The organism is Nocardia barduliensis, assembly GCF_013315795.1.
Lineage (GTDB): Bacteria > Actinomycetota > Actinomycetes > Mycobacteriales > Mycobacteriaceae > Nocardia > Nocardia barduliensis.
The window spans coordinates 18,052-32,707 of sequence record NZ_JABLTE010000089.1 but is presented as its reverse complement, the minus strand read 5'-3'; the positions used below and the strand labels follow the sequence as shown (position 1 = coordinate 32,707).

11 protein-coding genes are annotated in these 14,656 nt (G+C 71.0%); 1 reads left to right on the top strand and 10 read right to left on the bottom strand.

Annotated elements, in window-relative coordinates; all coding sequences use genetic code 11:
* Positions 1-99 precede the first annotated feature (99 nt).
* Positions 100-684, top strand: coding sequence for an NAD-dependent epimerase/dehydratase family protein (locus HOV91_RS29375; protein ID WP_174188558.1), 585 nt, complete (start codon positions 100-102; stop codon positions 682-684).
* Between the two features lie 6 nt (positions 685-690).
* On the opposite strand, the gene HOV91_RS29370 is transcribed toward HOV91_RS29375, so the two are convergent.
* The 10 genes from HOV91_RS29370 to HOV91_RS29325 form a co-directional block, all read right to left on the bottom strand.
* Positions 691-1,830 carry a MarP family serine protease gene (locus HOV91_RS29370; protein WP_174188557.1) on the bottom strand — a complete coding sequence of 380 codons (1,140 nt, stop codon included), beginning with the start codon at positions 1,828-1,830 and terminating at the stop codon, positions 691-693.
* A gap of 149 nt (positions 1,831-1,979) precedes the next feature.
* Positions 1,980-4,685 carry a fumarate reductase/succinate dehydrogenase flavoprotein subunit gene (locus HOV91_RS29365; RefSeq protein WP_174188556.1) on the bottom strand — a complete coding sequence of 902 codons (2,706 nt, stop codon included), beginning with the start codon at positions 4,683-4,685 and terminating at the stop codon, positions 1,980-1,982.
* On the bottom strand, positions 4,682-5,422 hold the full coding sequence (locus HOV91_RS29360; protein WP_174188555.1) for an ABC transporter ATP-binding protein: 741 nt from the start codon (positions 5,420-5,422) through the stop codon (positions 4,682-4,684). The genes HOV91_RS29365 and HOV91_RS29360 overlap by 4 nt, the downstream gene beginning before the upstream one ends.
* Positions 5,419-6,276 carry an ABC transporter permease gene (locus HOV91_RS29355; protein WP_174188554.1) on the bottom strand — a complete coding sequence of 286 codons (858 nt, stop codon included), beginning with the start codon at positions 6,274-6,276 and terminating at the stop codon, positions 5,419-5,421. Before HOV91_RS29355 ends, HOV91_RS29360 begins: the two co-directional genes overlap by 4 nt.
* Positions 6,273-7,697 carry an ABC transporter substrate-binding protein gene (locus HOV91_RS29350; RefSeq protein WP_174188553.1) on the bottom strand — a complete coding sequence of 475 codons (1,425 nt, stop codon included), beginning with the start codon at positions 7,695-7,697 and terminating at the stop codon, positions 6,273-6,275. Before HOV91_RS29350 ends, HOV91_RS29355 begins: the two co-directional genes overlap by 4 nt.
* 12 nt (positions 7,698-7,709) lie before the next feature.
* A complete protein-coding gene (locus HOV91_RS29345) occupies positions 7,710-7,937 on the bottom strand; it encodes a 4Fe-4S dicluster domain-containing protein (RefSeq protein ID WP_043690033.1) in 228 nt (75 codons plus the stop codon).
* Positions 7,938-8,693 (bottom strand): GntR family transcriptional regulator, encoded by a 756-nt coding sequence (locus tag HOV91_RS29340; RefSeq protein WP_312884807.1) that lies wholly within the window; start codon positions 8,691-8,693, stop codon positions 7,938-7,940.
* Between the two features lie 444 nt (positions 8,694-9,137).
* Positions 9,138-9,749 (bottom strand): QsdR family transcriptional regulator, encoded by a 612-nt coding sequence (locus HOV91_RS29335; protein WP_312884806.1) that lies wholly within the window; start codon positions 9,747-9,749, stop codon positions 9,138-9,140.
* 46 nt (positions 9,750-9,795) lie between these two features.
* Positions 9,796-11,589 carry an acyl-CoA dehydrogenase gene (locus HOV91_RS29330; RefSeq protein WP_174188551.1) on the bottom strand — a complete coding sequence of 598 codons (1,794 nt, stop codon included), beginning with the start codon at positions 11,587-11,589 and terminating at the stop codon, positions 9,796-9,798.
* 181 nt (positions 11,590-11,770) lie between these two features.
* Positions 11,771-14,596 (bottom strand): ATP-binding protein, encoded by a 2,826-nt coding sequence (locus HOV91_RS29325; protein ID WP_174188550.1) that lies wholly within the window; start codon positions 14,594-14,596, stop codon positions 11,771-11,773.
* Positions 14,597-14,656 lie beyond the last annotated feature (60 nt).

The following is a 14,656-nucleotide window of genomic DNA, read 5'->3' as shown; positions in this document are numbered from 1 at the left end:
CGCCGCGTCCGCGACGCAGTCGCCAGCGGCGGCCGCTCGGACGCGAGCCACCAGTGGGCCGCGAACACGCCGCGACGAAGTCGCGGCAGAATCAACACCATGCGCATCTTCCTGGCCGGTGCGACCGGCGTGATCGGGGTCCGCTTGCTTCCGCTGCTGATCGAGGCGGGGCACGAGGTGGCGGGGATGACCCGGTCGGCGGCGAAGGCCGGCCAGTTGCGGGCGGCGGGCGCGGAGCCGGTGGTGTGCGACGTCTACGACACGGATGCCCTGATCGCCGCCGTGGTCGGGTTCGGTTCGGAAATGGTGCTGCATCAGCTCACCGACCTGCCGGACGACGCGGCGCTGCTGCCGGAGCGGGCCGAGGCGAACGCGCGCATCCGCACCGAGGGCACCCGTAATTTGATCGCCGCCGCGCGGGCCGCCGACGCGCGGCGCTTCCTGGCGCAGAGCATCGCGTGGGAGCCGCCCGCGGGCCGGGGTGCGGTGATCCAGGAGCACGAAGCGGCCGTGCTCGACTTCGACGGCGTGGTGGTGAAGTACGGCCAGTTCTACGGGCCGGGCACCTATTACGAGACCGAACTGCCCACGCACCCGCGCGTGCACGTCGACGATGCCGCGGTGCGGACGATTCCGCTGCTCGACGCGTCGAGCGGTGTGGTGATCGTCGCCGACGCGTCCTAGCGCCGGTCAGGAGGCGCAGGGGCCGGTGTCGACCGCCCGGTCGGAGCGCCATGCGTGGTCGAGGCGATCGAGCACTTCGGGCAGGCTCGTGGCGAACCCGACGTTGCTGTTGTTCTCGTCGACACCGAACACGATGCCCAGCACGCGGCCGTCGCGGTCGACGAGCGGTCCGCCCGAGTTGCCGTGCTGGATCGAACCGTCCAGCGTGTAGATCTCGCGTTCGCCGAGACCGGTGCGGTAGATGTCGCGCACCTGGCGCGCGGCTCGGCTGCGCACCCGGGTGGCGGACGCGGTGTAGGACCCGCCCCTGGGGTAGCCGAGCGCGATCGCGTCGGCGCCGGGACCCGCGGCTCGGGGCGCGACGGTGAGGGCGGGCGCGGCGAGACCCGGGACGGCGAGCACCGCGATGTCCATGATCGGATCGAACTGCACGACGGTGGCGGTGAGCTGGCCGGTCGCGGTGTCGACGGAGACCTTGCTGGATCCGGCGACGACGTGGGCGTTGGTCAGCACCCGTTCCGGCGCGATGACGAATCCGGAGCCGGATTGGCGCACGCCGCAGGTCGGTGCGAGGTCTTGCACGCGCAGCACGCTCGGCCGCAGCTCGGCGGGCATCGGCCCCTCGGCGATGCCGGGATCGGGCGGCGCGAGCGGGCGGGCGAGCCCGGCGTCCACGATGGGCGCGGTGAGCACCTCGGACAGGCCGGACAGCCAGAACGGCGCGATCTCGTCGATGGTCCGCACGGTGGCCGAATCGCGCACCGAGGCCGCGGATTCCAGCGGCGCGGCGAACAACCACACCACCAAGGGGACCGTGATCGAATACAGCAGGCACCCGCCGAGCGCGTCCGCGCGTCGCGCGACGGGGTCGGCAACCGCCGCCCGCGCGGCGCGCCCGGCCCGGTGTCCGGCGATCGCGCCGAAGGCGATCAGTCCGATGATCACCGTCAGCGCGAGCAGCAGCCGCACGGCGCCGGGAGCGAGGTGACCGAGCGTGGTCGCCGAGAGCGCCGCGCCGAGAATCGCGCCTGCCAGAGCGCCCGCGAAACCAGGCAGCCCCACGATCGCGCCGCGGCGCCAGCCGAGCACCGCGGCGGCCACGAGGGTGCCGAGCACGACGAGATCCAGCCAGTTCGGCAAGGTCAACGCCACACTCCCGTCGCTGCTGAGGAAAGAACGGCGACGGGCTCGTCGTCGGCCGCCCCGTCGCCGCCCGGCTATAACCCGGCTAGCGAGGCGGCAACGGTCGAGCCGCTAATCTAATCAGCTATTCGAGCTGCGGCAACCATGTCGCGCTACGCCGTGGGCTGGGTGGCCAGCGCTCGCCGGGCATACGCGCGGACGTCGGCATCGCTGTCGTCGACGGCGGCGCGCAGCGCGTCGTGCGCGGCGGGCAGGTCCGGCCACGCCGACAGCGACAGCACGGCCGCCTTGCGGACGTCGAGATGCGGATCGCGCAGCGCCACAGCCAGGATCGGCACCGCCAGATCGGGATCGGCGCCGGCCAGCCCGCGCGCCGCACCCACCCGGATCTGCCAGGCCGAGTGACGCAGGGCGGCCGCGAGCGTCGTGAGGTCCACGGGTTGCGCGCCCAGCTGGGCGAAGGCGGTCAGCGCCGCGGCGCGGACCAGCGGGTCCTGGTCGTCGGCGAGGCGACGGAGCACCTCGGCGCCGCCGTCGCCGATGGCGGCCAAGCCTTGGGCGACGGCGATCCGCACTTCCCGGTTGGGGTCGTCGGCCAGGGTGGCGACGCCGTCGCGGTCGTCGAGCGAGACCAGCGCGCGGACCGCCTCGATGCGGACGCGATGGTCCACGTCCGCCAGCGCGGCGTGATACTGCGTGGCCGCGCCGGCCCGCAGGGCGCGCAGCAGATCGATCACCGTGGACCGCACGATCGGGTCGGCCGAATCGAGCCGGTCGGAAAGCCCGGTCGCGGAGGGCAGGACCTCGACGAGTTCGCGCAGGCTCGCCGCGGCCGCGCGCCGGACCGAGGCCGCCTCGTCGTCCAAGGCGTCGCCGAGGGCGGTCGCGAAGCCCTCGGGGGTGTGCTCGGTCAGCACCGAGATCGCCGCGGCTCGCACACCGGCGTCCGGGTCGGTCAGGTAGGGCGACAGTTGCGCCACGGTGGGCTCGTCGAGCGCCAGCAGCGCGACGATCCGGGGCGAGGGGGGAGTCGCCGGCCGCGACGCGGCATCAGCGCCGTCGTGCTCAGCGGTGGCGCCGATGTGCGGCGCACGGCCTGCGCTGTGGTGCGGCTGGTGCACCGGTACCGCCTCGGCATCGGCCGAGGGCAGGTCGTCGAGCCCGGGCACCGGAACCAGATACGGCGCCACCGGCCGCTTCAGGAAACCCATGGTTCCGTCGGGGTTCTTGCGCAGGTTGAGGTGGTATCGCCATTCGACATCGTCGCGTTCGGGTAGGTCGGCGCGCTCGTGGTAGAGGCCCCAACGGGATTCGGTCCTGGTCAGTGAGCTGCGGGCGGCCATCTCGGCGCAGTCGCGGATGAACGACACCTCCACCGCGCGCATCAGCTCGTGCGGGGTGCGCGCGCCGATGCCCTCGATCTCCCCGCGCATCCGGTCGAAGGTCTCCACCGCGATGGCCAGCTTCGTGGCCGTCTTGGGCGGCGCCACATAGTCGTTCACGAAACGGCGCAGCTTGTATTCGACCTGTGGCTGCGGCGGTCCGTCCGGATGGCGCAGCGGGCGGTAGATCAGCTCGTGCGCGTCGGCCAATTGGTCCTCGGGCAGCTCGGCGGGGGCGGCGACCTCCGCCAGGGTGGACGCGGCGTGCGCGCCTGCGAGATCGCCGAAGACGAACGCGCCGATCATGTAGTTGTGCGGCACACACGCCAGGTCGCCCGCCGCGTACAGGCCGGGCACGGTGGTGCGCGCGTGCTCGTCGACCCACACACCGGAGGCGGAATGCCCGCTGCACAAGCCGATCTCGGAGATGTGCATCTCGATGTCGTGGGTGCGGTAGTCATGGCCGCGGTTGGCGTGGAAGGTGCCGCGGGTCGGGCGCTCGGTGGTGTGCAGGATGCCTTCGAGGGTGCTGAGCGTCTCGTCGGGCAGGTGCGACACCTTGAGGTAGATGGGGCCGCGTGCGGATTCGATCTCCCGCTTGACCTCGGCCATCATCTGGCCCGACCAGTAGTCGGAGTCGACGAAGCGTTCGCCGTCGGCGTTGACCTGGTAGCCGCCGAAGGGATTGGCGACGTACGCGCAGGCCGGGCCGTTGTAGTCCTTGATCAGCGGGTTGATCTGGAAGCACTCGATGCCGCTGAGTTCGGCGCCCGCGTGGTAGGCCATCGAGTAGCCGTCGCCCGCGTTCGTCGGGTTCTCGTAGGTGCCGTACAGGTATCCGCTGGCGGGCAGTCCGAGCCTGCCGCACGGTCCGGTGGCCAGGATCACCGCCTTGGCACCGACGGCGACGTACTCACCGGTGCGCGTGTGCAGGGCGGCGGCGCCGACGGCGCGTCCGTTGTCGGTGAGCACGCGCACCGGCATGAGCCGGTTCTCGATGCGGATCCGCTCGCGCATCTTGCGCTGGCGCAGCACGCGATACAGCGCCTTCTTGACGTCCTTGCCCTCGGGCATCGGCAGGACGTACGAACCGGAGCGGTGCACCCGGCGCACCGCGTACTCGCCGTACTCGTCCTTCTCGAACTTCACGCCGTAGCGCTCCAGCCGCTGCACCATGGCGAAGCCGCGCGTCGCGGTCTGGTACACGGTGCGCTGGTCGACGATGCCGTCGTTGGCCCTGGTGATCTCGGCGACGTAGTCCTCCGGTTCGGCCTTGCCCGGGATCACGGCGTTGTTCACCCCGTCCATGCCCATGGCCAGCGCACCGGAGTGCCGCACGTGCGCCTTCTCCAGCAGCAGCACGTTCGCGCCCTGCTCGGCGGCGGTGAGCGCGGCCATCGTGCCCGCGGTGCCGCCCCCGATGACGAGCACGTCGCAATCCAGCCGGATCTGTTCGGATAGCGGCGGAATGTTCACAGTCGCTCCAGGATCTCGGTCTTCGTCGCGGACCGGTCGATCGCCTCGCGCGGGCTGGGCACCGGCACCAGCGCCCGCAGCGTGCCGCCGCCGAGCACGGCGATGCGGTCGCCGAGCAGCAGGGCCTCGTCGAGATCGTGGGTGACGAAGACGATGGTGGTGGGGTGGGCGCGCCAGGTCTGGATCAGCAGGCGCTGCATGGTTTCCCTGGTCTGGGTGTCGAGTGCGCCGAACGGCTCGTCCATCAGCACGGCGCGCGGCGCGGCGGCCAGGCTGCGCGCGAGCTGGACGCGCTGGCGCATGCCGCCGGACAGGTCGCGCGGCAGGTAGTCGGCGTAGCCGGTGAGCCCGACTTCGTCGACCCAATGCAGGGCGGTGGCTCGCCGCTGGGCCCGGGGTGTGCCGCGCAGGCGCAGGGCGAGTTCGATGTTCTGCCGCACGGTGCGCCAGGGCAGCAGCGCGTCGTCCTGGAACACCAGGGCGCGGTCGGCCGCAGGCCCGGCGACGGGGGCGCTGTCGGCCAGGATGGCTCCGCCCTCCGGGGCGCGCAGCCCGGCGATCGCGCGCAGCAACGTAGACTTCCCGCACCCGGATTTGCCGACCACGACGAGGATTTCGCCCGGCGCGATCGACAAGTCGAGTCCGTCGAGCACCGGTTCGCCGCCGTAGGCGATCCGGACGCCGGTGAGGCTCAGGCGCATTCCGGTGGATGGCGGTGCGTCGATCACTGTGGTCATGCTTCGACCTCTCTGGGCAGCCAGCGGGTGATGCGGCGGCCGGCCAGCTCGACCAGCCCCGATGTCGCGAAACCGAGGACGCCGATGGTGATCATGCCGACGAACACGGCCGGATAGTCCACGATGGTGTACGCCTGCCAGGTGCGATAGCCGACGCCGAGGCGCCCGGAGATCATCTCCGCGGAGATCAGGCAGATCCACGCCACACCGACGCCGACCGACAGTCCGCTGAAGACGCCGGGCAGGATGCCGGGAAACACCACGCGGGCGAGCACGTCCAGCCGGGACGCGCCGAGGGTGCGCACCGCGTCCTCCCAAATGGTGGGCAGCGCCCGCACCGCATGCCGGGTGCTGACCAGCACCGGGAACAGCGACGCGGTGCACGTGATGAACACGATGCCGGATTCGTCGCTGGGGAACAGCAGGATCGCGACCGGGACCAAGGCGATGGCCGGGATCGGCCGGACCAGTTCGGCCAGCGGGCCGAAGGTGTCGGCGAGCAGCCGCGACCGGCCCAGGCCGATGCCCGCGAGCACGCCGACCACCGCGGCCAGACCGAAGCCGGTGACGATCCGCAGCAGCGACTGCGCGATGTCCAGGTAGTACTGGTCGGCGCGCAACTGGGTGCCGAATTCGGCGACGATCTCGGTGACGGTCGGCAGCGTGTCGAAACGCAGGCCCGCCCGAATGTTGTTGACCGTGACCACCTGCCACAGACCGACCGCGACGGCGACCGAGGCGACCCGCAGCAGGCGCGAGCGCCAGGCCGACCGTGCCGCCGGGGCGGCGTCCGATCGGGTGGCGGCGGGTTCCGCCGCGGCTCGCACTGCCGGGGCGGCGAGTTCGCTGGTCATCCGCGTACTTCCGTGACGGCCTGGTCGTAGCCGACCGCGATGGCGGACGGATGCGCCTGCCGGTAGCGCTGCGCGGCGGCCGCCGTGGTGAAGGGCAGGTAGGCGGCGCCGTCGCGCAGCCAGATCGACTTGTCGGCGAACCACCGCGTGCCGAGTTCGGCATCCGGGACGTAGGCGGCGCGGATCGTCTTGCCCTGCGCTTTCGCGGCCTGGATCGCGCGCAGCAGGCAGGTCGGGTTCGCCGACGGTTGCGGTGTCGGCGCGCCGTCCAGCCACAGTTCACCGGCCAGCGCGGGGTTCTCCGCCGCGGTGCCGCAGACGGGGTCGGCGCCGGTGACCCGCGTGGGGTTGGTGGTGTTCGCTAGGTCGCGGTCGTAATCGCGGCCGGTCTCCGCGAACGCCTTGCGCAGCGGCCCGTCGTCGACGAACCGGTCGATGTCCAGCTCCGCGAAGTCGCCGATCGACTTCAGGTACGCCACATCGCCTTTGAGCGCCGCGATCAGGCTCGGCTTGAGCGTGGTGTCGAAACTCGTCCCGCCCGGACCGTTGTAGAGGTACACCACCTCCTGGGGCAGTCCGGACCCGTCGGCGACGATCTTCGCGGCCTCGAACGGCTTCTCCCGCAAGAACTGGGTGGCGTCCAGCTGCGCGGCCAGGAACGCCTGCAGCACCTCCGGGTGATCGGCGGCGTACGCGCGCCGGGCCACCACGCCGTGAAAGGTGGGCACCCCGAGTTCGGCGCCGTCGTAGAGCAGCTTGGCCTTGTTCTGGAAGACGACCAGACCGGGCCATGCCACGAACTGCGACAGCGCGCCCACCTGGCGGGATTCCAGGGCCGTCGCGCCGACCTGCGGCTGCTGGTTGAGCACCTCCACGCCCTTGGCCGGGTCGATCCCGGCTCGCGACAGCGCCTGCACCAGCGTGCCGTGCCCGGCCGAGCCCACGCTGGCGGAGATCTTCTGCCCGGCCAGGTCGCCGATGCCGGTGGCGGCCGAATCGTTCGGCACGACAACCATGTTCAGCGCGCCCTTGGGGTTGTACCCGGTGACCGACACCAGTTCGGTGCGTGCGCGCTCGTTGACCTGGGTGCGGGAGCCGTTGATCAGCAACGGGTAGTCGCCCATCGATCCGATGTCGATCTTCTCGGCCACCATCTGCGCGGTGATCGGCGCGCCGGTGTCGTAGTCCTGCCACTCGACCTGGTACTTCGCCCCGCCGCTTTCGGTGATCTTCCGCAAGCGCTGCTCGAGGTAGCCCTGGGCGCGCAGCAAGGTGCCCGCGGTGACGGTGTTGATGGTCTTGGACTGGTAGCCGACGACCACCTTGACGGTGTCGGCGGGGGTGTCGCCGGTCTGCTCCAGCGAGCACCCGGTCAGCGCGAGGGCGGCGGCGAGCAGGGCGGGGGCGAGTTTCACTTTCATCGGTCTTCCAGATCAGCGGAGCAGGTAGGGCATATTGACGGTGACGGCGCCGGTGGGGCAGCGAGCCGCGCACGGACCGCAGTACCAGCACTCGTCCACGTGCATGAAGGCCTTGCCGTTGTCGGGGTTGATGGCCAGGGAGTCGAGCGGGCAGATCTCGACGCACAGCGTGCATCCCTGGATGCACAGCGACTCGTCGATGGTGACGGGGATGTCGGCGCGCTGGTTCACGAGTGCCATCTAGAGGACCTTCCATTCGGGGGTGCTGCGGGTCAGGCTGCCGCGCATGGTGATGCGGTCGCCGCGCATGCGGATGTACTCCAGGTCGACCGGACGGCCGTCGTCGAGCCGGGTCAGTCGTTCCAGCATCAGCAGCGGCGCGCCGCCGGGGACGTCGAGGGTGGTGGCGGTGTGCGGGTCGGCGGGCACCGCCTCCAGCGCCAGGTCGGCCGAGCCGAGCGAGCGACCGCTGATGCGTTCCAGCAGCACGAAGACGTCGGTGTGCTCGAGGTCGTGGCCGAGCACCTCGGTGCCGATGTCGGGCACGAGGTAGGTGAGGTCGAGGCTCAGCGGAAGATCCGCGAGATAGCGCAACCGCTCGAGGTAGACCACGCGCTCACCCGGCGCGAGACCGAGCCGGCGGGCCACGGCGGGCGGCGCGGCGACGTGCATCGCCGCGCGCACCTCGTTGCGCACGGTGCCGTGGCCCTTGAAGGTCTCCTGCAACCCCAGCAGCGCGTCGAGGCCGTGGTCGTACTTGCGGGTGGCGACCCTGGTACCCACCTTGGGCGCCCGGTCGATCAGGCCCTCGTCCTTCAACAGCGCCAAGGCGTCGCGCACGGTATTGCGTGAAGCGCCGTACTCGGCGGCGAGTTCCTGTTCGCTCGGCAGCGCGCCGTCGAAGGCGCCCGCGTGCAGTTGGTGGCGCAGGATGTCGGCCACCCGCCGCGCCTGATCGGCGCGCAACTGCCGCACCGGCGTGGGTTCCGCTGCCACTTTCTCCGCCTTACTGTCGCTGACCTGCACGAATAGCGACGATAACGGCGTTGCGAGTGGGTGGGCGCCCGGCTTTCGACCCGGCGGAATCAGCGGATGTTATTGCGCCGGGCACTCCCCGGCCCTACCTGGCGATATGCGGCAACGCCCGGCTATTACGCCACCCGCGCGACGCGGAGCGCATTTCGATCAGGTCGATTCGAATTACGCCCTCGGCGCGAGTTCGGCCAGAAATCTACGGAGGCGAACCGTAGATGCTCCGCTCATCGTCCGGCACGGCGGGGACGGCCGCGATGCACGCCGGGTGAGCGTCGTCGTGCTGCCTCGTCATGTGCTGCCCACTCGGTCGAACCGGTGTTCGCGCTCGTCGAGCCGGAAGCCCGTCGTGGTCGACACGGGCCAGCGCATCCGCAACCGGGATGCGGGGCGAAGCGGCCGGATCCGCTACGGCGCGATCGCCTCGGGGATGCCCAGCAGCGCCGCTTGGACCTCGTGCAGCCGGTCGACGTCGCCGCGGATGCCCGCGACGTTGTCGTTGTAGAGGAACGCCTCGCCCAGCCGGACCAGCGCGTAGGCCAGCAGCGCCGGTTCCAGTGGCGGGGTGTAGCCGTCTTCCTCCGTGGCGCGGATGATCAGCTCGCGGACAGTGCCGACGACCAGCGGCTGCACCGGGCCGTCGCTCGCGGTCAGGATGCGCAATCCGGACAGCGGCTCGTTCTCGAAATAGCGCCGGAACGGTTCGTTGTCGGTCATCCAGCGGTTCACGCGGTAGAGCACGTCCAGGATGCGCCGCGCGCCGGTGGAGCGACGGCGGGCGTCCGCGCGGGTGAGCAGCGCCTCGAACTCCCCGGCCAGCACCGCACCGAGCACCCCGTCGCGAGAGCCGAACCAGCGGTAGACCGAAGCGCGGCTGAGTCCGAGCTGTCCGGCGATCGCCTGGATGTCCACCCGCTCACCGGACAGGAACGCCCGGCGGGCGTGTTCGATGACTTGTTCCCTGGTCGCGGAGGCCGGTCGGCCGGGAGGGCGGGTGGTCCGCTGACTGGAATCGATCACCGCGGAATGATACATCTTCAATGACGTGTATCGAAACGGCCTGTGTTCAGAACCAAGCGTCCCGCATCTGCAGGGTAGTCGTGTCCAACCTGGCGAGCAGATCCAGAGCCGGTGCGGTCTTGGGCAACTCGAAACGATAGAAGTATCGGGCCGCGTGCCGCTTGCCGTCATAGAAGTCGCCGGAACGGTCCGCGGCTGCGCGGAACTGCTCGAGCCAGATCCAGGCCAGGACGGTGTGCCCGAAAGCTTCCAGGTACACCGAGCTGTTGGCCAGCGCGGCCTCGAGATCGCCGGAGGCGAACAGCCCCGCGGTCACCTCGACCAGCCGCCGCCACGCCGCGTCCAGTTCGGCGGCCAGCTCCGCCGCCTCACCGCCGGCCGCGCGCGCGGCCGTGATCGTGGCGTCGACCCGGGCGCCGAGCGCGAGCAGGCTGGCGCCGCCCTGCTGGGTCACCTTGCGCCCCAGCAGGTCCAGGCCCTGGATGCCGTGCGTGCCCTCGTGGATCGGGTTGAGCCGGTTGTCCCGGTAGTGCTGCTCGACGTTGTATTCGCGGGTGTAGCCGTAGCCGCCGAGCACCTGGATCGCCAGGTTGTTGGCCTCCAGGCACCACTGCGAGGGCCAGCTCTTGGCGATCGGGGTCAGGATGTCCAGCAGCAGGGTGATCGCGCGGCGGTCCGCTTCGGAGTCGGCGGTGCGCTGGTCGTCGACCAGCCGCGCGCAGTAGAGCACCAGCGCCAAAGCGCCTTCGGCATAGGACTTCTGCGCCAGCAGCATGCGCTTCACGTCGGCGTGCTCGATGATCGGCCGCTGCGGCGCGGACGGGTCGGCGGGGAGCTTGGCGCGGCCCTGCGTGCGCGTGCGGGCGTAGTCGAGCGACTCGAGGTAGCCGGTGTAGCCGAGCGCGGTGGCGACCAGGCCGACGCCGATGCGCGCCTCGTTCATCATGTGGAACATGTAGGTCAGTCCGCGATGCGGTTCGCCGACCAGGTAGCCGATCGCGCCGGGCGCGCCACCCGGAGTCCAGCGGCCCTCGCCGAAGTTGAGCACGGTGTTGACCGTGCCTCGGAAGCCCATCTTGTGGTTGAGCCCGGCCAGGGCGACGTCGTTGCGTTCGCCGATCGCGCCGTCGTCGCCGACCAGGAAGCGGGGTACCACGAACAGCGAGATGCCCTTGGTGCCCGCGGGTCCGCCGGGGATCTTGGCCAGCACCAGGTGCACGATGTTCTCGCCGAGCTCGTGATCGCCGCCCGAAATCCACATCTTGGTGCCGAACAGGCGATACGTGCCGTCGTCCTGCGGTTCGGCGCGGGTGACGATGTCGGCCAGCGAGGAACCGGCCTGGGGCTCCGACAGGCACATGGTGCCGAAGAACCGGCCGGCGAGCATGGGCTGGACGAACTTCTCGACGTGCTCCGGACCGTGGGCGACAAGCAGATTGGCGTTGGCCACGGTGAGGAACGGATAGCCCGCGGTGCCCGGGTTGGCCGCCTGGAACCAGGCGTAGCTCGCCTGCGCCACCGTTGCGGGCAGCTGCGCCCCGCCGAGCTCGTAATCCATTGCGGCCGAGGGCAGCCCGGCTCGGGCGAAGGCGTCCAGCGCTCGGCCGACCTCCGGGATGATGGTCACGCGTTCGCCGTCGAAGGTGGGTTCGTTGGCGTCGTTGAGCTTGTTGTGCGGCGCGAAGTATTTGGTGGCGAGCTGCTCACTGAGGTCGAGCACGGCGTCGAAGGTCTCCCGCGAGTGCTCGGCGTACCGCTCGCGCTTGGTGAGCCCCTCGACGTCCAGCCACTCGTAGAGCAGGAAATCGAGATCGCGCCGGGACAGCAAGGTCGACCGCATCAGCCCGTCCTTTCGAGACATTGTGGACTTACTGTATCTTACGGGGCATCGTCCCGGTGGCTATGGCCGTCACATCGCACCGCTGTGGATGATCCGGCACACACGGCGTGATGAGAGCGCCCGCTACCCGCGTCGAACATCCTGCGCCGGGGAGGCCCGGAGGCGCTTCGAGCGTGGCCGATCAGTCCTCGGACCCGAGCAATCCGCGTTTCCGCGCGATCGCGGCCGCCTCGGTGCGACCGGACGCGCCGAGCTTGGCGAGGATGCGCGAGACGTGCACGCCCGCGGTGTTGGCGCTGATGAACAACTCGGTCGCGATCTGCCGGTTGCTCGCGCCCGAGGCCACCAGGCGCAGCACGTCGAGTTCGCGCGGTGTCAGGCCGGAGGTGCTCGGCGACCGCGTCACCGGTGGCCCAACCGCGGGTTCGTCGAGCACGAGCCCCGCCCGATCGGCCAGTCGCCCGGCGTGCTCGGCCAGTGGCGCCGCCGCCAATTCCGCCGCCAGCTCGAGCACGGCCCGCAGTGCGCTGCGCGCCGCCGCGCGATCTCCGGCGGCCAGTTCCGCCTCGGCCGATTCGAGCAGGGTGCGCGCCAGCTCGTGCGGCTGACGCAGGGCTCGCCAGGAAGACGCCGCGGCGGCCCAGTCGGCGGGACGGCCACTGCGCACCGCGTGGCAGGTATCCCGGTATGCGGCGTCGACCGCGGTGGTGACCGGCAGTTTCGCCGTGACGGAGCCGAGCACCAGCGGAGCACAGCGCGTTCGGGCGATCGCGTCGGCCAGTGCCCACGCCTCGTGATGGTGCACGGCCAGATCGTCGGCGCTCAGCGTCGCGGCGCCGATCTCGGCGGCGCGCTGCGGGTCACCCGCCGCGCGGGCGATCTCGGACTGCACCGTGTGCAGCTGGATCTGGTACTGCCTGGCCCAGCGGCGGTCCCCGAGCAAGGGCTGGGCGGTGGCCGCGCTCGTCGCCGCGGCGTCCGAGTCGCCGCGCGCGAGCAGGATCCTGGCATGACACAGCAGCAGCGCGGCGGTGCTCAAGGGCGGCAACCGCTCGCTCAGCGATTCATCGATGAGATCGAGCGCCTCGTCCCACCGGCCGAGGGCGGTGAGCGCCTGCGTCCATTTGACCAGCAGGATCGGCGCGGCCTCGGCGAATCGGTAGGTCTCGTGCGCGGCTCGCAGCCCCTGCTGGATCGCGGCGACGGCGGCCTCGTTCGCGCCTGCCGACACCAGCAGCGCCGACTCCCACAGCACCACCGTCAGCAGTGTCCCCGGATCCCCGGCGGCCGCGTGCGCCCGTGCGAAATGCGCCATGGCGACGTCCCGGCGATCCGCGGTGGACAGTCCGAGATAGGCGTAGGCGCGCGCGGCCAGCGGCCCGTCGCCCAGCTGTTCGGCCACCTCGGCGGCGGCGCGCGCGTCGTGCTCGGCCGCGGCCGCCGCACCGCGGAACACCCGCGCCGCGGCGAGTTCGGAAAGCACCTCGCCGCGCAACAGGTTCGGGCGATCCGGCGGAAGCAATGCCAGCGCCGCGAGCAGGTCGTCCTCACCGCCACCGGCGCTCTGATTGCGCAGTCCGGCGCGGTAGCGATGCAGCCGGGCGGCGCGCTCCGGGTCGGTCGCCGCATCGATGGCGGCCAGAGCCTCGCCGGCCACCGCGATCCCGCGCTCGACGACGCCGCCGCGATAGCACGCCGCCACGATCGCTTCCACGACATCGATCCGGTCGGCGTCCACCCGGCTCGCCGCTTCCGGCCCGCGATCCCACAATTCGAGCACCTGGTCCAGATAGCGCACCTGATCACGATGCGCGCCAACGCTTTCGGCGTCGGTCGCCGCCTCCCACGCGGCGGCGAGTGCCAGCGGCAGCTCTCCGGCGGCGTACGCGTGGTGGGCCAGCTCGCCGGAAGGGCATTGGTTCGGATCGCGCTGCCGGAGCTCGGTGAGTGCTTGGGAGATCCTGCTGTGCAACCGTTTTCGCTCCGCCGGTAGGAGATCGCCGTAGACGGCGTCGCGGACGAGGACGTGCCGGAACTCGTAGCCGGTGTCGGTGGCCGCCAGTAGTCGCTGATCGACCAGTTGATGCAGGGCAGCGGTGAGTGCGTCCTCGGACAGCTCGGAGGCGGCCGCCAGCAGCGTGTGCCGCACCGGCGACCCGGCCGCCGCCGCGAGCCGCAGCACCGACGCGGACCGATCGGGCAGGTCGGACAGGTACCCGAGCAACAGCTCCGACAGTGCGGAGGACGTGGCCTCGGGCGCGGGACCGAGCGCCTCGACGAAAAGCGGAATTCCCTTGCTGTGCTGGAACACTCGCGCGATCGTCCCGGCTTCCGGCTCCCCGCCGTACAGTGCGGCCAACTGCCTGCCCACCTCGTGCTTGGTCAGCGGGGGCGGAGTCAGCAGGCGTACCCCCGGGTCGCGGCGCAGGCCCGCGACCAGTTTGCGCAGCGGTCCGGAATCGGCGGGACGGTAGGTACCGACCAGGAACACATCGTCTCCAGCGAGATTGGCCACCAGGAAGGCGAGCAATTCCAGGCTGGCGTCGTCGGCCCAGTGCAAATCCTCCAGCACCACGACCAGGGGTTCGGTTATCGAGAACCGTTCCAGCACGGTGAGGATCTCGCCGAACAACCGAATCCGATCCGTTTCGGTCTCCGCCGCCCCGCACTTTGCGGCAAGTTCGGGCAGCCAGCGCGCCAGCGCGGGCTTCGCCGGAAGCAGGGCCGCGAGTCCGTCCACGCCCCGGTCGCGCAGCAGCGCGCGCATGACGGTCACGAACGGCGTGAACGGCACCCCCTGCGCACCGACTTCCGGGCACCGTCCGGACACCACCGCCGTGCGAGCGCCGAGCCGCGTCCGGAACTCCGCGACCAACCGCGACTTGCCGATGCCCGCTTCGCCCCCGATCAGCACGGTATGCACCGCCGGATCCCGATAGGCGTTCTGCAATGCAGCGAGCTCAGCGGCCCGCCCGACGAAGGCGCCGCATACAGGAAGGCTGACCACTGCGCGATCATGCCCGCACCGCGCGGGCGGTGCCAACCCTGCGCCGCCCGAAGATAACGA